Source organism: Tsukamurella pseudospumae, from assembly GCF_001575195.1.
Lineage (GTDB): Bacteria > Actinomycetota > Actinomycetes > Mycobacteriales > Mycobacteriaceae > Tsukamurella > Tsukamurella pseudospumae.
Genome location: NZ_LSRF01000058.1, coordinates 57276 through 79285, shown reverse-complemented (window position 1 = coordinate 79285; position 22010 = coordinate 57276). Strand labels below are relative to the sequence as shown.

Sequence of the window (22010 nt, the reverse complement as noted above, 5' to 3'; positions counted from 1 at the left end):
ACGGTGACCGTGGTCACCGTGCGGCCCGCCTGCGCAGGGCGATCATGCCGAGGGCGGCCACGGCGACCACGATCTCGGCTGCCGCGAACACGATCATCAGGGTCATCCAGGGCTCCATCGAGCCCATGGAATGGCCCATCGAGCCCATGTCCATGCCGGGCATCGAGTGGTCCATGCCGCCCATCGACGAGCTCATCGCCGACATCAGGACCGGGTGGAGGGCGATCATGATCGCGCCCATCGCTCCGGTCAGCACCCAGGCGCTCACCGTCGGATTGCGGAACAGGCAGACGGAGCAGTGCGCGCACCCGATGAGCATCGCCGCGACGAGGATGGACACCACCCAGCTGTGCTCGCCCAGCATCGGCAGGTGCACGAGCGACGTGGCCAGCGCCACGGCGGCACCGACCCAGCCCCAGATGCGGGCGGTTCGGGACGTTCCGGCGGCGTCGGCGTGCGCGTGGTTCACGACCGTGATCCTACCCGGCGGGCACTTCACCGGATTCCTGCGGCGGTGGCTCACCGGAAAGCCGGTACGCCGCCCCCGCGAGCGCGGCGAGGATCCAGGTCAGGTACCAGATCTGCATGAATCCGGAGGTGTCGAGGATCAGGCAGATCACGATCAGCGCGGCGACGGCACCGCTGATGCCACTGGCGAGCTCGGCCGTCGCGCCCGACGCCCGCGCGGACGCCCGGATCGCGAGGTAGAGGGCGAGCGCCAGCGCGGCGATGAAGGTGACCAGGCCGAAGATCCCCGCCTCCATGAGCCGGGAGAGGTACTGATTGTCGAGCACCGGCTGCTTGAGCGTCGGGTACGCGCCCACGCCCTGGCCGAACCAGAGTCGTTTCCACACGTTCTCCGCGACGAACGCCTGGCCCACGGCCCGCGACTGCAGCGAGGAGTCGTTGCCCGAGCCCGCGAAGGTCTCGATCAGCGCGAGGATCACCTTGATCTGGAAGACGGTGCCGACGAGGAACAGGCCGACGGCGCTCGTCACGATTACCAGGAGGCGACGCACCGGCCAGCGCCAGCACATCACGGCCACCGCCGCGGCGCCGCCCACGATCGCCGATCGGGACAGCGAGGCCAGGTCGGCCGCCACGATGATCGCCGTGCACAGCGCCCAGGGCCACACCTTCGCGCCGCGCCTGCGGGCGCTGAGGATCAGCGCCACCCCCAGCGGGACCAGCACCGTGAGCACCGCGCACAGCTCGAGCGCGTGACCCGCGCTGCCCTGCGGACGGTTGAGGCCGGCGCGAGTGAAGTTCTTGATCAGGACGAAGTCACTGGCCTTGGTGATCACCGGGATCCGGAAGTTCGGCGCGAGGTCGAGCCCCGTGGCCGCGTACACGAGCGCGAACAGCGCACTGACCGTCCCGCCGAGAACGAGCCCGCCCAGCACCACCCGCAGCGCATGCTCCGACCGCACCACCGCGAGGATCAACAGCACCATCCCGACCAGGAGCATGTCGACCATGACATAGCGATCCATGGCATCGACGGTGATGCCGCTCGGTACGCCGCGCGCCATCGCTCCGCCGTAGGAGACGAAGGACGCGAACGCGTAGGCGAGCACCGCGGCCACGATCGACCGGTCGCGCACCATGGGGGCGTAGCCCGTGAACGCCGCGGCCCCCCACACCACGGCGCCGATCGCGAACAGTGTCTGCGCCAGGGTGAGGCCGTAGGTCGCGGGCACCAGGATCGACTGTCGCATCGACAGCAGCGCGAATCCGCCGGCCGCGACGAACACCGCGCCGGGCGGGCCGATCGTCTGCGCGATCCGCCGCGTCACCGTCGACCCGACCTCGACGGGGTCGACCGCCGGCAGCGATTCCCGCAGCCTGCTCACAGCGGGACCCGGTCTCGGCCGTCGGCTCCCGTCGGGGTGCCCGACGGTGCCTCCGGCGCGGAGTCCGGTGCGTCCCCCGTGCCCGGCGGTGCCTTCGGCTCGCCGTTCCCGCCCGACGGATCACCGTCCCCGTCCGGCGGACCATCGCCCTGCGTTCCGCGGACGGCGCTCCGCAGGCCCGCGATCATGACGAAGACGAACATCGTCAGCAGGACGCCGCCCATGGCGTATCCGACGGCGGCGCGCACCGGGTCGGCGCCACTCAGGACGCCGGGCCGCGGTTCCACGCTGACGCGCAGGTCCGCGAGTGTGCCCGGGAGCGCACCGGCCTCCTCCTGCATCGTCTTCAACCGAGTGCGCAGGAAGTCGATCAGCGCGACCGCGGCCTCGCGGGAGGTCCACTGGTCCGGGGCGCGGACGGCGAACAACACCTGCGGCGAGAGCAGGGCGGACGAGCCCTCGCCCGCCACCGTCGAGACCACGTAGTCGGGCGAGCCGCCCTTGGCCTCCACGACCTTGCGGGCGTCCTCGCTGAGCGCGACCGTCGAGAGCACGTGCGCCAGCTGGGCCGTGTTGGACAGATTGGTGAACGGGTTCAATGTGGGGTTGGGGTTACCGGCGCCGGGCGGGATCGCGACGACGGCGCCGACCGACTCGTACTCGACCGTGACGGACTTCCATCCCGCGGCGCCGCACACGACCGCAGCGATGACCGCCACGGCCACCACGACGCGCCGGAGGAAAACGGCGCGAACCATGCCCGCGATGTCCATCTCGTGTCCTTCCTGCCGCCGGCCCGGGCGCCCGTGCCCAGTTCTGTGCGATCGCAATGATAGCCGGGCCGGCCGGCTCATTCCGAGGCCACGCCCGCGGTGCGCCGGTCCGCCGCGGGCGTCGGCGACGACTGCGACGATCCCGCCCGGGGCCGGCGACCACCTGCACGCGCGTTCCGGACGAAGCGCCGGACCAGCAGCAGCGCGACCACGATCACCGCGGCGATCCCACCGTCCTTCAGCGCTGCGATGACGAGTCCGCCGGTGACCTCGTGCGCGGCGGGTGCGGGTACGGCGACCTGCAGTTGCGCCATCCGCTCCGCGGGGATTCCGGCGTCGCTCTGGATGGTGCGGATGGCGTCGCGGATCGCGGCGACGAGCGCATCCGCCCCGCGCTTGGCCGCGTCGGGATCGGGAGCGTTGATCGTGTACTCGATCTGCGCCGCGTTCTGCGCGAAGTTGGCCCGCACCTCGCGGGCCACAGTCTCGATCACGTAGTCGCGCCGGGCGCCGGACGCGGCCACCCGGTCGCGCGTGGCCTCCGACCGCACGTTGGTCGCCACGACGGCGGTGAACTGCGTGGAGTTGTAGAGGTTCGCGAACGGATTCTGGCCGGCGTCCGGGTTGCCCGCCCCCGCCGGCAGCACCACGACCGCGCCCTGCGTCGCGTAGTACGAGTCCGTCGTGCTGTACCCGACGTATCCTCCGGCGACGGCCGCCACCAGGACCAGCGCCACTGCGAGCACCCTGCCCCGCAGGCTGCGGAGCCATCGGGCGAGATCAGTCCACACGTTGCCTCAGCCCTCGGTCGGTCTTCACGATCGCAACCGACTCTAGCGTGCGGCGGCCCGGGGCCCAACCCACGTCGCTTGACCGCCACGGACCGCCACCAGCAGACTGGTCGCTGGTAATCGGCGTTACGAAACCAGCGCTTGTGCAGTCCGAACGATCGGATCCGTCATGAACGCGAAGCACGTGGGCGCGCTGGCAGTCGCCCTCATCACCGTCGCCGGCCTCACGGCGTGCGGCTCGAACGACAAGCCCACGGACAGCTCGGTCGCCTTCTCGCCGACCACCGGGGACGACTTCGGCTCCAACCCGGGCGCCTGGCAGACCGACGGTGTGCCCGTCCCCGGCAAGGGCGTGACGATGGTGGGCGATCCGGTCGCGGCGCAGGCCGTGGCGAACGCGGGTCTGCAGCAGGGCACCGTCACCGCGACGGCCGGAGACGCCACCGTCTACTACCCGAAGGCCCCGGACGTGCCCGGTCTGCCCGTGACTCCGCAGGAGGTCGCGCCGCCCCCGCCGCAGTTCACCCGCCCCGTGAACACCCGGCCGTGGAACTACACGCCGCACCAGATCGACGTGTACCGGCAGATCTGCGAGACGGGCCGCTGGAACGACTGGGTCGCCGGCGTCGAGGTGCAGTCGCAGACCTGCTGGACCGTGTACGGCCGGCAGCTGGGCGTGCGTCCCTGGTACCCCGGACAGCCGAAGCCGTGGGAGCGGCCGAGTTGGCCGAAGCCGTGGTTCGAGGCGAGCTTCCGCGCGGACGTGCCCGTGATGTGGGTGTACCCGCGGGACTGGTCGCAGCCGCGACCGCAGCCGCTGATCTCCGTGTCCATCGGCATCGACGTTCCGCAGAACCCGCACGCCCGGCCCAACCCGCGCTACCGGGACCAGCCCTACTACCCGGTCTGGGCCGCCACGCCGGGCCGCCCGGTCGCGGTGCACGACCAGGGTCGCGTCGTGGCGCCCTGGCTGCCGGCGTACGGCTCGGCGACCGCCGGCTACACCGCCGCGCCCCTCTACCCCGGCGTCGTGCTCGCGCCCATGCCCACGTCGGATCGGGCGGAGGTCGTGACGGCGGTGCCGGGCACGCAGGTCGTCGGCAATCCGTTCCGGGATTCGACGGTGCTGGCCCCGACCGCCGCCGCGATCGCCGGGGCGACGGTCTACAACGGCACGCGGACCCAGCTCGCGCAGGCCCTGGGCGAGGACGTCGACGTGCGGGTCCCGACCAGCGGCCGGGCGTCGGCGCGGACCTCGGACGCGACGACGAGCACGACGACGACCACCCGGTCCGCGACGAAGACGACCACCGAGCCCACCACCTCGGAGAAGGCCACGACCACGTCCGGGACGACTGCGGACCGGACCTCCGAAGCGACCACCACCACCACGAGCACGAAGACCACCAACACGACGCCGAAGACGACGGCACCGTCGGGCTCGACGACGACGGCACCGTCGGCCACGCGGACCACGACGACGGCCCCGAAGACGACCACGACGGAGAAGCCGGCCACCACCACCGAGAAGCCCGCGACCACGACGACTCAGGCGCCGACGACGAAGACGGACACGCCGGCCACGACCACGACCACCACGAAGAAGGTCGTCACCACCACGACGACGAAGCCCGCGCAGTAGCGCGGGCTTCGGGGTCGATCGGTCGAGCGGTCAGATCCGGCGGGCGAGTCCCACGCGGGTCAGCGTGCCGACCAGGCGCAGCGTGCGCCCGACCTGCCGCGGCGAGGCCATGATGGTGCGCTTGTGCGTGTGTCCGGCGTCGGCGACGGGCTTGCCGTCGAGGCGGTCGGCCAGCCAGCCGAGCAGCATGGGTGCCGACAGGAAGTGCATGGAGAAGTGGTCGCTCCACTGGTCGGTGCGGTACTCGACGTGGGTGCCGCCGTCGGCGTAGCGCGCGACGTGCGCCTCCGCGTCCGTCACCGGTGAGATCTGGTCCTTCGTGGACTGCACGACGAGCATCGGCACCGTCGGCGCGGACTGCCCGGGCCGGATGTCGTCGAAGATCTCCAGCAACTTCGGCAGCCGCGCGACCTCCTCGAAGGTCAGATCGGGGCAGTAGTAGCCGAAGTCCTTGTGCGCCATCTTGCGGATCGCGCGCTCGGGCGACCACTCGAGGGCGTCCTCGTAGAACACCTTGCGGCCCTTGTCGTCGACGTGCTCGGCGAGCACCTCGCGCAGCGTCGGGTACTCGCGGGCGAGCGCGGCGATGACCAACGTCGGCAGGCCCGTGAACAGGGTGTTGTTCAGGTAGACGAAGACATTGCCCGGGTCGGAGACGGGCGCGCCCACGGCCCCGGCGATCAGGTTCAGCTCCGGCGCGTACGACGGTGCGATCTCCGCGGCCCAGGAGGTGGCCAGGCCGCCGCCGGAGTAGCCCCAGACGCCGAGGCGGGTGTCGGCCGCGAGGCCCAGCGGCTCGTGCGAGAGGGCGGCGCGCAGACCGTCGAGCACCATGTAGCCGGGTTCGCGGGGGATGCCCCAGCGCCCCGTCTGGCCGCCGTGGTCGGGCACGGAGACGGTCCAACCCTTGGCCACCGCGGCCGCGATGAACAGGTACTCGATCTGCGGGAACGACGCGTCCTCGGTCTTGACGCCGTGCTGCAGCACGTACGACGGGAAGGTCTTGGGGTGCAGCGAGTCGATCGCGCACTGGTAGCTCACCAGCGGGGCGCCCGGCTTCGCGCCGCGCAGCGGGCTGATCACGGTGGTGACGGTGACCTCGGGGACGCCGTGCATGTTGACGGTGCGGTACAGCAGCTGGGTGGCGCGCACCTTCTGCTTGACGCGGCCGAGGAAGCCGATCGACACGTCGCGGTAGCGCAGGACGGTGCCCTCGGGTGCGTCCTCGAAGCCCGACGGGGCCTCGAAGAACGGGTCGACGCCCACCATCTGCGGCTCCGCGGGTGCGGGCCAGTGCTCGGCGAGCTCCGTGCGGTTCTGCACAGCCGTCATGTCGGTCCTCCTGATCGGGGGTTCGGAGCGACTGTACACGCATATGGGACAGATCTGAAGAATCTGTCCCAGGGCTCGCTCGACGGAGTCGGTGAACATCGCGTGAACCGGCCCCGCTTGCCTTTGCAAGCGGCTAATCTTCATCTCGCTGAATGAACGATTGAGGTGAACGACGTGACCCCAGGTGACCGCGTGCAGTTGCGCGACGAGGTGCTGAGCTACGGAACCGTGCTCAGCGCCGATGATGAGGCGGTGTCGGTCAAGCTCGATGACGGACGGGCCGTGGCGGTGCACCGCGAGGCCGTCGTCCTCCTGTAGACGCTGGGCGCGCCCCGGCGTCAGTACACACCCGCCCCGAGCAGCGTCAACGTGCTGCGCAGCGATGCGATCACCGGCTCCGGCGAGATCGTCGGATCGACGGCCCGCTGGATCCCCAACCCGATCGCCGCGGCCAGCATCAGGTCCGCAGTGGAATCGAGCGCGTACAGCTCGGCCTCCGCGTCGGCGGCGTCGTCATCGGCGTCGCCGCGCAGCATGGTCCGCAGCATGTCGACGACGGTGCGGTGCGCCGCGGAGCGCAGCTCGACGACCATCGCGAGCAGGCTCGGGTCGGTCCGCGCCACGGTGACGAACTCGAGCTCGAGCATCGTCCAGCCGACGTCGCCCGCCGTCCGCTCGACCCAGGACGCGAGCACGTCGATGCGGTCCTGCAGGTCACCGGGCCCGCTCACCAGCGCGCTGAGCTGGCCGACCTTCTCCTCGTGGATCGCCTGCAGCACCTCGCGGCACAGATTCGGCTTGTCGACGAAGTTCGAGTAGACGGCGCCCTTCGAGTAGCCGGCACGGTCCGCGATGTCCTCCAGGCTCGCCGCGGCGTAGCCCACCTCGAGGAACCTGTCCCGCGCGGCGAGCAGCAGGTCGGCGCGCGTCTGCGCGCGCTGCTCGATGCGGGTCAGCCTGGCCATGCGGAGAGAATACCGCCATCGGTATTCAAAAACTTCAAGTATTCGGATACTGTTGGTCCAACCTGATCGAAAGGATCCACCATGGCCCTGTTCTTCGGCCCCTCCGACCGCCATCTCGCGCGGCTCGACGGTGCGCTGGTCGTGATCACCGGCGGCGCCCGCGGCATCGGCGCCGCCACCGGCCGCCTGTTCGCGCAGCACGGCGCCCGCGTGGTTCTCGCGGACGTCGATCTCGACGTCGCCGAGGCCACGGCCGCGACCATCCCGGGCGCACGCGCCGTCCGGCTCGACGTCACCGACCGCGACTCCTGGCGGAGCGCACTGACCGAGATCGGCGGCGACATCGACGTCCTCGTCAACAACGCGGGCGTCATGCCGCTCGGCCACTTCGAGGAGGAGTCGGAGCGGACCACCGATCTCATCCTCGACGTCAACATCCGCGGCATGCTCAACGGCATGCGCGCCGCGATCCCCGGCATGGTGGCGCGCGGTCGCGGGCACGTCGTCAACGTCGCGTCGATGGCCGGGATGATCCCGATCCCCGGCATGGTCACCTACAACGCCAGCAAGTACGGGGCGCTCGGCGCGTCCCTCGGCGCGCGCCGGGAGTACGACGGGACCGGCGTCGCCGTGTGCGCGATCCTCCCGTCCGCCGTGCGCACCGAACTCAGCTCGGGAGCACAGCTGGGCGGCGGCATGCCGACCGTCGACCCCGAGGACGTCGCCGCCGCGATCGTCGACACGCTGCGGACCCGCGCGGCCCGCACCTCCGTGCCGAAGTGGGTGGCCCCGGGCTGGAGTCTCGTCGAGGCCTTCGTGCCCGAGCCGATCGAACGACTCGCGCGCAGGCTGGTCGACGACCGGCGCACACTCGACCTCGACGCAGCCGCGCGGAAGGCGTACACCGACCGCATCGACCGCCACGCCGCGGATCACGCCCTCGACGAGGAGGCCGCCCGATGACCCGCGCCCTCGTGATCGGGTGCGGCGGCACCATCGGCGGCGCGTGGACCATCGCCGCGCTCGCCGCACTCGAGGAGCAGCTCGGCTCCGATCTCCGCGAGCTCGACGTGCTGCAGGGCACCTCCGCCGGCTCGGAGATCATCACCGCGCTCCAGCGCTTCTCGGTACAGGACCTCGTCGCGATGCAGGAGGGACGCGCGGAATCGCCCGTGCTGCAGCACCACCTGGCCGCGACCCCGCCCTCGCTGCCCCGCATTCCGTTCTCGCTGCCCTCGGACCCGTCCACGCTGTGGACCCGGCGCGGCGGGCACGCGCCGCTCACGGGCATCGCCCCGCGCGGCCGCGGCGACGCGACGTGGCTGGCAGAGCTGGCCGACGCCACCGTCGGGCCCGGCGCGCCGGTCCCGGCGAAGGCCCGCATGGTGGCCTACGAGCCGGTGTCCGGCGAGCGCGTCGCGTTCGGCGCACCGGGCGCACCGAAAGCCACTGCCTCCGAGGCGCTCCGCGCATCGTGGGCCATCCCGGCGTGGATGCCGCCCGTCGAGGTCGAAGGTCGCACGTTCGTGGACGGCGGCGCCGCCTCCACGGCCTCGGTCGACCTCATCACCCCCGAGGACGCCGACGAGATCATCGCGGTCGTGTCCATGGCCTCCGCTCCCGGCGTCCGCGGTCCCGGAATCGGCGGACTGATCGAGTACGCCGGGCTGAGAAGGCCTATGTCGCAGGTCTTCTGGGCCGAGGTCGCCGTGGCCCGGGCCCGCGGCCAGAAGGTCACCGTGATCTCGCCCGACGGTGCCGACCTGGCCGGGCTGGGTGCGAACTTCATGGCCCGGGGCCGTCGCGCGGAGGCCTTCGAGGCCGCGCGGAGGACCGCCCCGCTCGCCGTCCGGCGCGGACTGGAGGCGGCGCGATGACCGAGCCGCGCATCGTGGTCATCGGCGCCGGCGTGGCCGGCATCTCGACCGCACACGTCCTGCAGGAGCAGGGATTCACCGACTGGGTCGTGCTGGAGAAGGGTGCCGACGTGGGCGGCGTGTGGTTCTGGAACCACTACCCCGGACTCACGTGCGACGTGCCCTCACAGATCTATCAGTTCGCGTTCGCGCCGAAGCCCGACTGGGAACGGATCTGGGCCACGGGTCCACAGATCCAGCAGTACCACCGCGACGTGGTGGATCAGCTGGGCATCGCCGACCGGATCCGCTGCAACACCGAGGTTCTCGCGGCGGAGTTCGACGACGCCTCCGCCACCTGGGCCCTCACGCTGAACACCGGCGAGACGATGACGGCCGACTTCGTCATCTGCGCGACCGGCGTCCTGCACAATCCGGCGATCCCCGACATCGAGGGCCTCGCGGATTTCGACGGCGACGTGGTGCACACCGCCCGTTGGGACGATGCGCTGACCACCGAGGGCCGAAGGATCGCCGTCATCGGCACGGGATCGACGGGCGTACAGGTGGTCTCGGCGTTGCAGCCGAGGGCGAGGCATCTCACGCACTTCGTCCGCTCGCCGCAGTGGGTCCTGTGGGCGCCGATGCGGCTGCCGCAGATCGCGCCGATCACCGCCCTGTTCGAACGCGTTCCGGGACTGATCGACCGGGTGCACCAGGGCCTACTCTGGGGCTCGGGCATCCTCGCGGACATCGCGACGAAGCCGTCGTGGCGGCGCAGCGCGGTGCAGGCCTACGCCCGGCTGTCGCTCCGTGCGCAGGTGCCGTCCACCCTGCGGCCCGGCCTCACGCCCGAGGACGAGCCGCTGTGCAAACGTCAGGTCGTCTCCGGCACCTACTACTCGGCGATCAAGGCGCGCAACGCCTCCCTCGTCTCAGAGGGTATCGATCGGATCGAGGCGAAGGGCATCCGCACCGCGGACGGGACGCTGCACGAGGCCGACGTCATCGTGCTCGCCACGGGTTTCCGGGCGCACGACTACATGCGGCCGATGCAGGTCACGGGCCGGGACGGGGTCAAGCTGGACGACGCCTGGTCCGGCGGCCCGCGGGCCTACCGGATGACGGCGATCCCGGGTTTCCCCAACCTGTTCACCGTCCTCGGCCCGAACTCGCCGACGGGATCGATCTCCCTCCAGTTCTCCGCCGATCTCACCGCGCGGTACATCGCGCAGTGGCTGGACCGGTTCCGCCGCGGCGAGGTCACCTCGGCGGAGGTCACCGAGGCCGCGACCGACACCTTCAACGAGCAGGTCGCCGAAGCCATGGGCCCCACGGTCTGGAACACCGGTTGCAACTCCTGGTACTTCACCGAGGGCGGCACCATCGACCTGTGGCCCTTCGACCGGAAGACGATGGTGCGCATGCTGTCCGAGACCGACGAGGCGGACTTCCACGTCCGACGGTCCGCCGACCGCAGCTGACGAACAGGCGCCCGGACGCAGGGCACCGGAGGGCCCGGTACCGCACGCCCGGACGCAGGGCCCTCACGTCGTGTCGCCCGCCGAATCCCGCGCGTCGGAGACCCGATCCGTCACTGCGCATACCGATCCGGCGCCGGCCCTTGACACGGCCGTCCGGACCCGCCATTCTGAACATGGTTCATATATGAACATCGTTCAGATTGGGGCAATCCATGACCTCTCCCTCGCTCGCCGGGCGCCTGTCCAGCCCTCGCCGTGAGACCGACCCGCGCCGCCTCGCCGAGGCCGTCTCGGGACGCACCGTCCTCATCACCGGAGCCTCGTTCGGCCTCGGCGCGGCCACGGCCGAACTGTTCGCCGCCGCGGGCGCCACGGTGCTCCTCGTCGCCCGCACCGCCGACAAGCTCGACGAGGTCGCCTCCCGAATCCACGGGAACGGCGGCACCGCACACACCTTCCCGACGGATCTCTCCGAGCCCGCCGCCGTCGAGGCCCTGGCCACGGCGATCATCGAGCAGCACGGCGCCCCGGACATCGTCATCAACAACGCGGGCAAGTCGATCCGCCGTTCGCTGGACCTCCAGCTCGACCGGCCGCAGGACTTCGTCCGCACGATCGACGTGAACTACCTCGGCCCGGTCCAGCTGCTGCTGCGCCTGATCCCCGCCATGACCGAGGCCGGCGGCGGCCGCATCGTGAACATCTCCACCGTCGGCGTGCGCATGTATCCGGGACCGCGCTGGGGCGCCTACCAGGCCTCCAAGGGCGCGTTCGACACCTGGTTCCGCAGCGTCACGCCCGAACTGCACGCCCGGAAGATCGCCACGAGCTCGATCTACATGGCCCTGATCCACACGCGCATGAGCGCCCCCACGCCGAGCATGCGCAAGCTCCCGGGGCTGGACCCCGAGCACGCCGCGCAGATCGTGGCGGCCGCCGTGGTCGACGGTCCGCGGGTCCTGGCGCCATGGTGGTCGTGGCCCCTCGACACCGTCTCCGCGGCCGCCGGCGGCGTGTTCGCCGCCGCGTACACGCGGGCGTTCCGGTTCACGGCCGACTCCGCCTCGGCGCGTGCCCGGCACGAGGTGCTCCGGTGAACGCCGCGATCGCCACGGCGCTGGCCGCGGCGCGGTCCGGGCTGCTCGTCCCACCGCCCCCGGCCCGCTGGCCCGGAGTGCTCGACGCGCTGTTCACGGGCCCGCGGGGCATCGGCTCCCTCGTACGCCTGTCCGCGGCGCGACACCCCGACCGGGTCGCGATCATCGACGACGAGGGCGCGCTCACCTACCGGGAGCTGCTCGCCGAGGTCGATGCGGCCGCCGCCGCGCTCCACTACGGCGAGGGGGTGGGCGCGTTGGGCACCGTCGGCATCATGTGCCGCAACAGCCGGCAGTTCGTCGTCGCGCTGCTGGCATCCACCTCTCTCGGCGCCGACGTGGTGCTGCTCAACACCGACTTCCGGGACCGCGCGCTCGCGGCGTCGCTGGAGGGGCACGACATCTCGCTGGTGATCTGCGACGCCGAGTTCGAGGCGATCGTCGGCGCCGTGCCCGCCACGCGCACCGCGTCGCCGGGCGCCCGCGACCAGGGGCACCGCGCACCGTCGTCCCCGCGCGAGGGACGCCTGATCCTCCTGACCTCGGGCACCACCGGCACCCCGCGCGGCGTCCCGCGCGACCCCGACGTGCGCACCGTCCTCGGGATGACCGCCAGCGTGATCCTGCGCACCGGCGCACGCACGGGCATGCGGACCATGGCGTCCGTGCCCTTCTTCCACGCCTTCGGGTTGGCGGGTCTGCTCATCACGCTGGGCCTCGGCGGGACCCTGCTGACCTGCGCCCGGTTCGACCCGGCCTCCGCACTCGAGCGCGCCGCGGTCCACGAGGCCGACGCGCTGCTCGTAGTGCCGGTGATGCTCAGCCGCATTCTCGACGCCGTCCCCGAGGGCTCGGAGACCTCCATGCCGCGCATCGTTCTCAGCGGCGGCTCCGCGCTCCTGCCGTCGGTCGCGCAGCGCTTCACCGCCCGCTTCGGCGACCACCTCTACAACGGCTACGGCTCCTCCGAGGTCGCCCTCGCGACGCTGGCCACGCCGTCGGACCTCCGGCGTTCGCCCGGCACGGTCGGTCGGGCCGTCGCCGGCGCCACCGTCGCGATCCTGGGAGACGACGGTGCCGCCGTCGCCCCCGGCAGCACGGGCCGGATCCACGTCGGCGGTGCGCCCGCCGTCGGCACGTACACCAGCGAGCAGCACAAGGGCGAGGTCGCGGGGCTGATCGCCACGGGCGACAAGGGATTCATGGACCGCGACGGGCTGGTGCACGTCACCGGCCGCGAGGACGACATGATCGTCAGCGGCGGCGAGAACGTCTACCCGCGCGCGCTCGAGAACGTCCTCGCCGGGCACCCGGACATCGTCGACTCGTGCGCGGTCGGCGTGCCCGACGAGCAGTACGGACAACGTCTCGCGGCACTGATCGTCGCCGACACCGAGCGCTTGCGCGAACCGGATCTGCGCTCGTACCTGAAGGATTCGCTCTCGCGGTTCGAGCAGCCGCGCGATGTCCACTTCGTCTCCGCCGTCCCGCGCAACGCCGCGGGCAAGGTCGACCGGCGCGCGACCACCGCCCTCCTCGTCCAACTCTCCCGGGAGGCCTCATCATGACCATCCACCTGTTCGACGTCGCCACACTGCGCCCCCTCGCCGGTGGCGAGGTCCCCACGCTGTGCCTCGTCATCGTCGGCGAGGACCGGGTGATCGCCATCGACGCCGGCTTCCCGGTCTCGGTGTTCGAGGACACCTCGCTGATCGGTTTCGAGCGCCCCTTCCTGCGCCTGCGCCGCACTCCCGAGATGGCGCTGGTGAACCGGTTGGCCTCGATCGGCGTCCGCCGCGAGGATCTCACCGACATCGTGCTGACCCACCTGCACAGCGAGCACGCCGCCGGCATCGTCGACTTCCCCGAGGCGACGGTGCACGTCTCGGCGACCGAACTGGCCGCGTCCCGCTCGCGCTCGCCCCGCGCCCGGATCTCGTACCGGTCGCGCTTCTTCGAGCACGGCCCGAACTGGGCTCCCCACGACGGCGCCGAGGAATGGCTCGGCGTGCCGGGCTGCTCGTACGTCACCGACGACGTGGTGCTGGTCCCGTTGCCGGGGCACACCGTCGGGCACTGCGGCGTCGCGGTACGGCGCGGCGACCGGTGGCTCCTGCACACCGGCGACGCCTGGTACCGCGACCCGCTCACCGGATTCGACGCGTCCTTCCCGCTCGGGCTCTACGAGCGGGTCGTCAAGGCCGACGGTGCCCTCCAGGCGCAGACCTGGCGCACGCTCGAGCGGCTCGCGCTCCGGCCCGACGTCGACACGATCTCGTCCCACCGCTTCCCGCCGCGACTGCCGATCTCGCTCGCGGACACGACCGAACGGAGTTCCCGATGACCCCCGCCGTCACGATCGAACGGATCACCGTCGACGGGGGACCGGCACCCTTCGAGGCCCTCGTCGCCCGCCCCTCCGAGCCCGCCGGGCCGCGCCCGTCCGTGCTGCTCGTGCACGACATCACGGGCGCCGAACCGGACATCGAGCGCAACCTCCGCATCGTCGCCGGCCACGGCTACCTCGCGATGGCGCCGCTGCTGTTCACCGCGGGCAGCAGCCGCGCCGGGTGCATCGTGTCCACCATGCGCTCCCTCGCCACCGGGAAGGGCCCCGCGTTCGGCGTGCTCGAGCGCGCCCGCTCCGTGCTGGCGGGCGACGCACAGTCCACGGGCGACGTCGCGATCACCGGGTTCTGCATGGGTGGCGGCTTCGCCCTCCTCGAGGGCGACGCCCGCTATGTCGCGGCGGCACCGTTCTACGGCGCGCTCACCACGTACCGGATGGTCACCGCCGACACCTGTCCTGTCGTCGCCTCCTTCGGCCGCCGCGACGCCTTCATCCCGCTCGGCGAGCAGCGACTGCAACGGGTACTCGACCGGCACGGCATCGACTCCGACCTCAAGACCTATCCCGGTGTGGGACACAGCTTCGCGAACCGGATCGAGCTCGCGTCCGACGCCGTGCTCCGCGTGGCCGGCATGCACTACGACGAGGCGGTGTCCGCCGACGCGTGGGCGCGGGTGTTCGCGTTCTTCGACGCGCGCTTCGCGATGGGAGACGTGGCATGACGGTGCGCGTCCATCACCTCAACTGCGGCACGATGCGCCCGCCCGGGACCGTGCCGATGGTGTGTCACGTCCTGTTGGTGGAGACGAACGCGGGCCTGGTCCTCGTCGACACCGGACTCGGAACGGCGGACATCGCGCACCCGAACGCACGGCTCGGTGCCAGTGCACCGGTCATCCGGCCCGCCTTCGACGACGCCGAGACCGCCGTCGCGCAGGTCCGCGCCCTCGGCTACTCCCCCGCGGACGTGACCCACATCGTGGCCACCCACCTCGACTCGGACCACACCGGCGGGATCGACGACTTCCCCGGGGCGAAGGTCCACGTGACCACCACGGAGTACCGCTCGGCGGGTCTCGCGAGCGGCCCGGCGGCGGCGCTGCGGTACCGGCCCTGGCGCTCGTCACCGGCACCCGCCACCGTCACCTACGACCGGTTCCCGGTCGACTGGTTCGGCTTCCCGAGCGCGCCACTGTCCGCGATCGACGAGGACCTGCTCCTGGTGCCGCTGCCGGGGCACACTCCGGGCCACGCCGGGGTCGCGGTCCCGACCGGCGACGGCTGGCTCCTCCACTGCGGCGACGCCTTCTACCACCGTGCGGCGGTCTTCGGCGGGCACGTGCCCGCCACACTCCGGCTCGGCCAGTTCGTCACCGCGACACGACGCCGCGAGGCCCGGGCCACACGGGACCGGCTCGCGGAGGCCTTCTCCGACGGTGCCTCGAACGTGACCCTGGTGTGCGCGCACGATCCGGTGATGTACGCGGATGCGGCGCGGGGCAGTATCGGGGGGTGAACACGAGCAGGCCGGCCACCCAGTGGGGCGATCGCGATCAGCGCCGGATCGACATCCTCCGCGCCGGGGAGCGACTGTTGCGCGAGGGCGGCTACTCCGCTCTACGGATGCGCGATGTCGCCGACGGCGCCGGCATCTCGCTCGGCACCGTCTACACCTACTTCGCGAACAAGGAGAACCTGTTCATCGGCGTCTTCGCCGAGCAGGTGGTCGGTCTCACCGAGCGGCTACGTCCCCAGATCGAGGGCGCGACCGACTTCACGGCGGTGTTCACCGCGGCCGCCACCGAGTACCGCGAGCAGTACCTGGACTTCGGGCGCCAGTTCGACGCGCTGGGCCTCGAGCACGCTCCCGGCACGCTGCAGCCCGCGGTCGAGCAGCACCTCCGGGACGCGACGGGCGGGCTGGTCGCCGTGCTCGGCGCCGCCCTCGTCGACCTCGGTTACGAGGGCGATCCGCGTCCCGCCATGGCCTTGCTCTGGTCCACGGTGACCGGCCTCGCGAACCACTACACCACCGCCCGGCAGGACTTCCTCGGCGTGCCGTGGGATGCCGAGATCGCGTTCGCCGCCGAACGGTTGGGCCGCAGCCTCGGCGTGCTGTGACGCGCCCGCGGGGGCGCGCGACGGACCGGCTCGGGTCGGCGTCCCGGAACCGCCGCCGGTAGGGTGTCCGCGTGCGGCGATTGCAAAGGCTCCTGTGGGTGACGGCGGTGCTCGTCGTCGCCGTGCTCGCGGCGGTCGGCGGCGTCGGATACCTGCTCTTCGGTGTCTCGCACGAGGATCCGCTCCGCAAGGTGGACGCGATCATCGTGCTGGGCGGTGAACACGACTCCCGCGAGTACTACGGGATCCGCCTCGCTCAGGAGGGGTACGCCAAGAACGTCGTGCTCTCGAACCCGTACGCCGCGACCGACCGCACCATGCAGGACCTGTGCGACACCAGGATCGACGACATCGCCGTCACGTGCGAGCGGCCCGCGCCCAGCACGACACGCGGCGAGGCGATGTTCACGCAACGCCTGTCCGAGCAGCACGGCTGGAAGTCGGTGATCGTCATCAGCTGGGGCTACCACCTCACGCGGGCCCGGTACATCTTCGACCGGTGCTACAGCGGCGAGACGGTGCTGCGGGCGGTCCCGCGCTCCTACGACTACGGCCCCGCCGACTGGGAACTCGTCTACCTCTACCAGTTCTTCGGCACCGCGAAGGCCGTCGTACAGGGCTCCTGCTGAGCGGTCAGAACCACACGCGCGCCAGCCACGCCGCGAGCCCCAGCCCGCAGATCGCGACCACCACGCGCAGGCGTCCCGCGTCGATCCGCGCCACGACGGGCGGGCCGCACCAGCCGCCCAGGAACCCGCCGATCGCCATCGCGATCGCCGCCGGCCAGTGCACCGGGCCGAACGCCGCGAAGCCGATGGCCGCCACCAGGTTCGCCAGCCCGAGGACGTAGGCCTTGAGCATCGCCGCGCGCCACAGCGGCTCGGACGTCGCGACCAGGGTGAGCGCCAGGATCATCACCCCGGCGCCCGCGCCGAAGTATCCGCCGTAGATCGCCACGAGGAACACCCCGACGGGGTAGTACCGCGCGAGCCGCGCGACCTCGGGGCGCTCGCGCAGTCGCGGCTGCAGGAGGATCGCCACCGCCGCGATGGCGATGAGCACCGGCACCACCGCCTCGAAGGTGCTCCCCGGAGCCAGTATCAGGAGCGCGGAGCCCACGACGCCGCCGGCCACCGCGAGCGCGGCGAGCAGCCGCATCTGCGGCTTGTTCTTCACCAGCTCGGACGCCGACGAGGCGATGGAGCCGCCGCCCACCGCCACCATCGCGACCGTGTTGGTGACATTGGCCGCCACCGGCGACAGGCCCATCGCGAGCAGCGCCGGGTACGAGACCAGCGAGGCCAGCCCGGTGATGTAGCCGATCAGCCCCGCGGCGAACCCGGCGGCCACCATCGCCGCGATCACCCACACCGTCATCGCCCCGCCTCTCCGACGCGCATCAATCGCAGCGATTGTCGCGCGGCGCGGAGCGGACTCAGACCGCGGGCTGCTGCTGGGTGATGCAGTGGATGCCGCCGCCACGCGCGAACAACGGCCGCGCATCGACGGTGAGGATCTCCCGACCGGGATACGCGGCCGCCAGCACCTCCACTGCCACAGCGTCGTTCGGGTCGTCGAAGGAGCACGCGACCACGGCGTCGTTGACCACGACGTGGTTGATGTAGCTGTAGTCGACGAAGCCCTCGTCGTCGCGGAGCACCGTCGGGGCGGGGACGGAGCGGACCTCCCAGGGCAGGCCCGCGGCGTCCGTCGACGCGGCGAAGACCTCCCGGATGACCCGGCACCGCTCGTGGTCCGGGTGCGCGGGATCGCGCTGGTCGTGCAGCAGAACGGTGCCCGCGGACGGGATGGTCGCGACGATGTCGACGTGGCCGCGGGTGCCGAAGGTGTCGGAGTCGCGGGCGAGCCCGTAGGGCAGCCACACCGCATGCGTCGCGCCGATCGTCCGGGCCAACTCGGCCTCCACGTCGGCCTTCGAGAGCCCCGGGTTCCGGCCCGGATCGAGCTGGACGGTGTCGGTGAGCAGGACGGTGCCGGCACCGTCGACGTTGATACCGCCGCCCTCGCCCACCAGGTCGGACCCGATGTACTCGGCGCCGGCGAGCTCGGCGACGAATGCCCCGATCCGGCTGTCGCGGTCCCATCTCGCCCAGGACTGGCCACCCCAGCCGTTGAACACCCAGTCCACGGCGCCCAGCCGCCCGGCCTCGTCGACGACGAAGGTGGGCCCGATGTCGCGCATCCAGGCGTCGTTGAGCGGCGCCTCCACGACGTCGACGGCGCCGGCCAGATGGCGCAGCGCGGCCTGCCGCTCGTCGGGATCGACCACCACGGTGACGGGCTGGAAGTCGACGATCGCGTTCGCCACCGCCGCCCACGTGGCGCGGGCGGACTCCTGCTCGGATGCCGTGTCGCCGAGCGAGTACCCGGCGGACGGGTAGGCCATCCAGGTGCGGGTCTGGGGCGCCGTCTCCGACGGCATGCGCCACGTCACTTCGCACCGCCCAGGAGACCGTGCGCCGACACCGGCTCCGTCAGCGGCCCGTAGGTGTCCGGCCGGCGGGTGGCGAGGAACGGGAAGAGCGTGAGCCAGTCGCGGCGCTGGTCCAGGTCCAGGTCCGCGACGAGCACGGCGGATGCGTCCCGCGGCGCCTCGACGAGGACGCGGCCGTACGGGTCCGAGATGAACGAGCTGCCGTAGAAGGTGATCGAGCCCTCGTTGCCCCAGCGGTTGGGCACCACCATGAAGGTGCCGCTCGAGATCCCGTTGCCCACGATCACCTGCCGCCACAGGGGCGCGGTGTCGAAGTCGGGGTGGTCGGGCTCGGAGCCGATCGCCGTCGGGTAGGCGATGATGTCGGCGCCGCCCAGCGAATAGGCCCGCGCGACCTCGGGGAACCACTCGTCCCAGCAGGTCGGCAGGCCGAACCGCGCGCCGCCCAGCTCCGACGGTGCGTGGACCGGATAGGGATCGGCGCTGTCCGGCCCGGGGCCGCGCAGGAAGTAGGTGTCCTCGTAGTAGCCGGCGGTCACCGGGATGTGCAGCTTGCGGGTCTTGGCGAGCAGTTCCCCGGACGGCGAGACCATGATCGCGGTGTTGTAGCCCAACGGTTCCGCGTCGGGGTGCCGCTCGTACAGGGAGGCGTGCACGACCACGCCGTGCTTGCGCGCCGCGGCGGCCGCGAAGGTGAAGGTGGGCCCGGTCAGCAGGTCCTCGGCGAGCGCACTCGGCTGCGCGCCGCCCCGCTCGAACGCGGGGTAGCGCAGGAGCGTGATCTCCGACAGGAAGACCACCTGCGCCCCGGCGGCCGCCCCCTGCCCGATGGCGTCGGTGAGCTCGGCAGCGAGTCGCTCGGCATCGTCGTGCCAGCGGTGCTGGACCAGGCCCACCCGCAGCGGAGCGCGTTCCGGCCGATCGACGCGGGCGGGCGACACGGGGATTCCGGGCGCGAGGATGAGGTCCATCTCGTCTCCTGAGGATTTAATCGATAGGCTTTCGATTAAAAGATAGCCCGGTGCGACCGCCGCCACAAGACCCAATCGACAACCTTTCGATTTTCAGCCCCGGCGGGTAGGTTCACGCAGGTGAGCAGACGCGCCGGACGCCCGACCACCCCGCAGCTCGACCGCGCCTCCATCGGTGCGGCGGCGCTGGAGCTGGTCGATCGGGACGGCAACTTCAGCCTCCCCGCACTCGCGCGGCGGCTCGGCGTCACGGTCTCCTCGATCTACCACCACGCGGACGGGCGCGCCGCCGTCGTCGGGCTGGTCCGCGACCTCGTGACCGCGGACATCGACGCCACCTGCTTCGACGCGCTGCCGTGGGACGAGGCCCTCGACACCTGGGCCCGCACCTACCGCGACGCCTTCGCCGCGCACCCGTCGGCGGTGCGGCTGCTCGCGACCGAGACCATCGGCGGCGACCAGAACCTGGCCATGTACACCGCCGCGGCGGCCGCGCTGCTCCGCGCCGGATTCCCCGTCGATCGCGTCATGGGGATCATCGTCGGCGTGGAGAACTTCCTGCTCGGTGCGGCGCTCGACGTGTCCGCTCCCGACGAGCCGATCCACGTCGGGGACGAGCCGGGCGCCGAAGATCTGCGCCGGGCGCTGGCCGCGGCACCGTCGGGCCCGGAACGCTCGCTGCAGGCCTTCGACCTGGGGCTCGCGGCGATGATCGAGGGACTGCGGGCGCTACTCGTCGCCGAGCAACAGCGCCAGTAGGAGCTCGGCGCGCACCCGCGCCGACTTCAGGTCCACACCGAGCACCTCCTCGGCCCGCGCCACCCGTGCCCGCGCGGTGTGCCGGTGCACGCCGAGGGCCGCGGCGGTCCCCTCCCACTGCCCGTGGTTCTCGAGGTACGCGCGGAGCGCCTGCGCCAGATCGCGGTCCTGCGCGCGCAGCGGCTCGAGCAGCGCGCGGTCGAGCGCGGTCAGCGCGCCCCGGGTACCGGGGTCTGTGAAGAGGGTGCGCCCGGCCAGCGCGGAGGCGTCGACGGTGCCCCCGCCGGGCCGGGCCGCGCGGGCGGCGAGCTCGGCCGCGCGCACCGCGTCGGCGACGGCGCCCGCGGCGTGCGGCGCTCCGAGACCCGACTGCAGCCGCGCCCGCTCGCCGGGCGCGAGGCCCGCGACCAGACCGTCCGCGAAGGTCCGCCCGTCGGCGCCGCCGAGCAGTGCGACGACGACACCGTGGGACGCCTCGGCGACGAACACCGGCCGGCCCGCGTCGTGCAACGCCGCCCGCACCGCGGCGACGACGGCCACGGCCTCGCCGCCGCGGACCACGAGCGCGCGTACTCCCCCCGGGTCGGCGGCCTCGTCGACCAGGCGGGCTGCCTCGTCGGAGTCCCCGCCCGCGGACAGCACCAGGCGCAGGGCCGCCGCGTTGATCCGCCACTGCGCGCGCAGCAGGCGCAGCGGACGCTCGAAGTCCAACGCCAGCAACGAGTTCGCGTGCCCGATGAGGACGTGATCGGTGGCCAGCGGCTCGTGCGGCAGCACGACGCCCAGGTGGCCGTGCTCGCGGTCGCCGACGCGGATCGGCTGGGTCACGATCGTCGCACGACCGACCGCATCCGCCGCCGTCACCGGCCCGACCGCGGACGCCGCGCGGTGTGCCCGCGCCAGCTCCCCGACCTCGCGCGACACGGCCGGGTCGACGTCCACGGGGTGGGCCTGCACCACCCGGCCGCTCCGGTCCAGGAGCAGGGCCGTGCCGCCGCAGCCCACCGCCAGCTCGCGCAACGTGGCCGACGGTCCGCCCGCCACGGCGGCGCGGGTCATCCGCTGCTGGGCACGCCCCGCGGCCACCTGGGACCTGTTCGCGCGTCGCGCGATCTCGTCGATGACGGTGCGCGCGACGGCCACGAAAGGGGTCGGCAGTGGCACGTCCACGAGGGCCAGGCCGTACTCGTCGGCTGCCGCGACCAGGGCCGACGGTGCGCTCTCCCGCGAGACGCCGACACCGAACCCCAGGGCCGAGACACCGCGTTCGGTGAGCTGGCGCACGTACTCCCGACAGCCCTCGTCGCCGGGTGGGATGCCGATGCCCGTGGTCAGTAGCATCTCGCCGCCGGCCAACCAGGGCGTGGGATCCGACAGCTCGGTGGTGATGACGAAGGTGATGGGGACATCGGTCGCCGCGGCCCCGGCGCGGAGCCCGAGGCCCAGGTCCCGCTGCGCGAGCAGCCAGCGCACCGTGACGGCCATGCCCACTCCATTCCGTCGAGATGATCCGATCGATTTCGCCATTCTGGCAGATGCCGCGAGAAGTGATCCAGCGCAC

General features: G+C 72.0%; 23 protein-coding genes. 13 read left to right on the top strand and 10 right to left on the bottom strand.

Translation table 11 applies throughout. The features are described 5' to 3' along the window. Positions 1 to 13: 13 nt before the first annotated feature. From AXK60_RS18835 to AXK60_RS18820, 4 genes are all read right to left on the bottom strand, one after another. Complete coding sequence (locus tag AXK60_RS18835; protein WP_139058041.1) at positions 14 to 469, bottom strand: hypothetical protein; 456 nt, start codon at positions 467 to 469, stop codon at positions 14 to 16. A gap of 10 nt (positions 470 to 479) precedes the next feature. Then, positions 480 to 1853 carry an O-antigen ligase family protein gene (locus tag AXK60_RS18830; RefSeq protein ID WP_068573538.1) on the bottom strand — a complete coding sequence of 458 codons (1374 nt, stop codon included), beginning with the start codon at positions 1851 to 1853 and terminating at the stop codon, positions 480 to 482. Continuing rightward, a complete protein-coding gene (locus AXK60_RS18825; protein WP_068573537.1) occupies positions 1850 to 2626 on the bottom strand; it encodes a hypothetical protein in 777 nt (258 codons plus the stop codon). The genes AXK60_RS18830 and AXK60_RS18825 overlap by 4 nt, the downstream gene beginning before the upstream one ends. 77 nt (positions 2627 to 2703) lie before the next feature. After that, entirely contained in the window at positions 2704 to 3417 is a 714-nt protein-coding gene (locus tag AXK60_RS18820) for a hypothetical protein (protein WP_139058040.1), read from the bottom strand. Positions 3418 to 3586: 169 nt separating this feature from the next. Here AXK60_RS18820 and AXK60_RS18815 point away from each other — a divergent pair, with 169 nt between their 5' ends. Further along, the gene (locus AXK60_RS18815; RefSeq protein WP_068573535.1) at positions 3587 to 5059 is read left to right on the top strand and encodes a hypothetical protein; all 1473 of its coding nucleotides are present in this window, start codon (positions 3587 to 3589) and stop codon (positions 5057 to 5059) included. Between the two features lie 30 nt (positions 5060 to 5089). Here the strand turns inward: AXK60_RS18815 and AXK60_RS18810 are convergent, their stop codons facing one another. Then, positions 5090 to 6391 (bottom strand): lipase family protein, encoded by a 1302-nt coding sequence (locus AXK60_RS18810; protein WP_068573534.1) that lies wholly within the window; start codon positions 6389 to 6391, stop codon positions 5090 to 5092. Between the two features lie 174 nt (positions 6392 to 6565). Here AXK60_RS18810 and AXK60_RS26590 point away from each other — a divergent pair, with 174 nt between their 5' ends. Beyond that, on the top strand, positions 6566 to 6709 hold the full coding sequence (locus AXK60_RS26590) for a preprotein translocase subunit YajC (RefSeq protein ID WP_139058039.1): 144 nt from the start codon (positions 6566 to 6568) through the stop codon (positions 6707 to 6709). 20 nt (positions 6710 to 6729) lie between these two features. Here the strand turns inward: AXK60_RS26590 and AXK60_RS18805 are convergent, their stop codons facing one another. Then, on the bottom strand, positions 6730 to 7356 hold the full coding sequence (locus AXK60_RS18805; RefSeq protein ID WP_068573533.1) for a TetR/AcrR family transcriptional regulator: 627 nt from the start codon (positions 7354 to 7356) through the stop codon (positions 6730 to 6732). A gap of 81 nt (positions 7357 to 7437) precedes the next feature. On the opposite strand from AXK60_RS18805, the gene AXK60_RS18800 reads away from it, so the two are divergent. The 10 genes from AXK60_RS18800 (at position 7438) to AXK60_RS18755 (ending at position 16893) form a co-directional block, all read left to right on the top strand. Further along, positions 7438 to 8319 carry an SDR family oxidoreductase gene (locus tag AXK60_RS18800; RefSeq protein WP_068573532.1) on the top strand — a complete coding sequence of 294 codons (882 nt, stop codon included), beginning with the start codon at positions 7438 to 7440 and terminating at the stop codon, positions 8317 to 8319. Beyond that, on the top strand, positions 8316 to 9233 hold the full coding sequence (locus tag AXK60_RS18795; protein WP_068573531.1) for a patatin-like phospholipase family protein: 918 nt from the start codon (positions 8316 to 8318) through the stop codon (positions 9231 to 9233). The genes AXK60_RS18800 and AXK60_RS18795 overlap by 4 nt, the downstream gene beginning before the upstream one ends. After that, the gene (locus AXK60_RS18790; RefSeq protein WP_068573530.1) at positions 9230 to 10696 is read left to right on the top strand and encodes a flavin-containing monooxygenase; all 1467 of its coding nucleotides are present in this window, start codon (positions 9230 to 9232) and stop codon (positions 10694 to 10696) included. Before AXK60_RS18795 ends, AXK60_RS18790 begins: the two co-directional genes overlap by 4 nt. A 212-nt stretch (positions 10697 to 10908) precedes the next feature. Continuing rightward, entirely contained in the window at positions 10909 to 11793 is an 885-nt protein-coding gene (locus AXK60_RS18785) for an SDR family NAD(P)-dependent oxidoreductase (RefSeq protein ID WP_068573529.1), read from the top strand. Then, entirely contained in the window at positions 11790 to 13361 is a 1572-nt protein-coding gene (locus tag AXK60_RS18780) for an AMP-binding protein (protein WP_068573528.1), read from the top strand. The genes AXK60_RS18785 and AXK60_RS18780 overlap by 4 nt, the downstream gene beginning before the upstream one ends. After that, positions 13358 to 14137 carry an MBL fold metallo-hydrolase gene (locus AXK60_RS18775; RefSeq protein WP_068573527.1) on the top strand — a complete coding sequence of 260 codons (780 nt, stop codon included), beginning with the start codon at positions 13358 to 13360 and terminating at the stop codon, positions 14135 to 14137. Before AXK60_RS18780 ends, AXK60_RS18775 begins: the two co-directional genes overlap by 4 nt. Further along, entirely contained in the window at positions 14134 to 14865 is a 732-nt protein-coding gene (locus AXK60_RS18770) for a dienelactone hydrolase family protein (RefSeq protein ID WP_068573526.1), read from the top strand. Before AXK60_RS18775 ends, AXK60_RS18770 begins: the two co-directional genes overlap by 4 nt. After that, the gene (locus AXK60_RS18765) at positions 14862 to 15659 is read left to right on the top strand and encodes an MBL fold metallo-hydrolase (protein ID WP_231855520.1); all 798 of its coding nucleotides are present in this window, start codon (positions 14862 to 14864) and stop codon (positions 15657 to 15659) included. The genes AXK60_RS18770 and AXK60_RS18765 overlap by 4 nt, the downstream gene beginning before the upstream one ends. Beyond that, a complete protein-coding gene (locus tag AXK60_RS18760; protein WP_068573525.1) occupies positions 15656 to 16264 on the top strand; it encodes a TetR/AcrR family transcriptional regulator in 609 nt (202 codons plus the stop codon). The genes AXK60_RS18765 and AXK60_RS18760 overlap by 4 nt, the downstream gene beginning before the upstream one ends. A gap of 71 nt (positions 16265 to 16335) precedes the next feature. Beyond that, entirely contained in the window at positions 16336 to 16893 is a 558-nt protein-coding gene (locus AXK60_RS18755) for a YdcF family protein (RefSeq protein ID WP_068573524.1), read from the top strand. A 4-nt stretch (positions 16894 to 16897) separates the two neighbouring features. Here AXK60_RS18755 and AXK60_RS18750 read toward each other — a convergent pair whose 3' ends face one another. From AXK60_RS18750 to AXK60_RS18740, 3 genes are read right to left on the bottom strand one after another with little or no spacing between them, the layout of a single operon-like run. Further along, positions 16898 to 17641, bottom strand: coding sequence for a sulfite exporter TauE/SafE family protein (locus tag AXK60_RS18750; protein ID WP_068573523.1), 744 nt, complete (start codon positions 17639 to 17641; stop codon positions 16898 to 16900). Between the two features lie 58 nt (positions 17642 to 17699). Further along, complete coding sequence (locus AXK60_RS18745) at positions 17700 to 18719, bottom strand: agmatine deiminase family protein (protein WP_068573522.1); 1020 nt, start codon at positions 18717 to 18719, stop codon at positions 17700 to 17702. Continuing rightward, positions 18716 to 19690 (bottom strand): nitrilase-related carbon-nitrogen hydrolase, encoded by a 975-nt coding sequence (locus AXK60_RS18740; protein WP_068573521.1) that lies wholly within the window; start codon positions 19688 to 19690, stop codon positions 18716 to 18718. The genes AXK60_RS18745 and AXK60_RS18740 overlap by 4 nt, the downstream gene beginning before the upstream one ends. A 120-nt stretch (positions 19691 to 19810) precedes the next feature. Here AXK60_RS18740 and AXK60_RS18735 point away from each other — a divergent pair, with 120 nt between their 5' ends. Then, positions 19811 to 20449 carry a TetR/AcrR family transcriptional regulator gene (locus AXK60_RS18735; protein ID WP_068573520.1) on the top strand — a complete coding sequence of 213 codons (639 nt, stop codon included), beginning with the start codon at positions 19811 to 19813 and terminating at the stop codon, positions 20447 to 20449. Here the strand turns inward: AXK60_RS18735 and AXK60_RS18730 are convergent. Beyond that, the gene (locus AXK60_RS18730) at positions 20420 to 21934 is read right to left on the bottom strand and encodes a PucR family transcriptional regulator (protein ID WP_068573519.1); all 1515 of its coding nucleotides are present in this window, start codon (positions 21932 to 21934) and stop codon (positions 20420 to 20422) included. The two genes, AXK60_RS18735 and AXK60_RS18730, sit on opposite strands and share 30 nt — an antisense overlap. Positions 21935 to 22010 lie beyond the last annotated feature (76 nt).

Excerpts from the sequence above, each read along its gene's own strand:
- AXK60_RS18825 (WP_068573537.1), bottom strand. The coding sequence starts at position 2,626 with ATGGACATCGCGGGCATGGTTCGCGCCGTTTTCCTCCGGCGCGTCGTG.
- AXK60_RS18815 (WP_068573535.1), top strand. The coding sequence starts at position 3,587 with ATGAACGCGAAGCACGTGGGCGCGCTGGCAGTCGCCCTCATCACCGTC.
- AXK60_RS18810 (WP_068573534.1), bottom strand. The coding sequence starts at position 6,391 with ATGACGGCTGTGCAGAACCGCACGGAGCTCGCCGAGCACTGGCCCGCA.
- AXK60_RS18805 (WP_068573533.1), bottom strand. The coding sequence starts at position 7,356 with ATGGCCAGGCTGACCCGCATCGAGCAGCGCGCGCAGACGCGCGCCGAC.
- AXK60_RS18800 (WP_068573532.1), top strand. The coding sequence starts at position 7,438 with ATGGCCCTGTTCTTCGGCCCCTCCGACCGCCATCTCGCGCGGCTCGAC.
- AXK60_RS18795 (WP_068573531.1), top strand. The coding sequence starts at position 8,316 with ATGACCCGCGCCCTCGTGATCGGGTGCGGCGGCACCATCGGCGGCGCG.
- AXK60_RS18790 (WP_068573530.1), top strand. The coding sequence starts at position 9,230 with ATGACCGAGCCGCGCATCGTGGTCATCGGCGCCGGCGTGGCCGGCATC.
- AXK60_RS18785 (WP_068573529.1), top strand. The coding sequence starts at position 10,909 with ATGACCTCTCCCTCGCTCGCCGGGCGCCTGTCCAGCCCTCGCCGTGAG.
- AXK60_RS18775 (WP_068573527.1), top strand. The coding sequence starts at position 13,358 with ATGACCATCCACCTGTTCGACGTCGCCACACTGCGCCCCCTCGCCGGT.
- AXK60_RS18770 (WP_068573526.1), top strand. The coding sequence starts at position 14,134 with ATGACCCCCGCCGTCACGATCGAACGGATCACCGTCGACGGGGGACCG.
- AXK60_RS18765 (WP_231855520.1), top strand. The coding sequence starts at position 14,862 with ATGACGGTGCGCGTCCATCACCTCAACTGCGGCACGATGCGCCCGCCC.
- AXK60_RS18750 (WP_068573523.1), bottom strand. The coding sequence starts at position 17,641 with ATGACGGTGTGGGTGATCGCGGCGATGGTGGCCGCCGGGTTCGCCGCG.
- AXK60_RS18740 (WP_068573521.1), bottom strand. The coding sequence starts at position 19,690 with ATGGACCTCATCCTCGCGCCCGGAATCCCCGTGTCGCCCGCCCGCGTC.
- AXK60_RS18730 (WP_068573519.1), bottom strand. The coding sequence starts at position 21,934 with ATGGCCGTCACGGTGCGCTGGCTGCTCGCGCAGCGGGACCTGGGCCTC.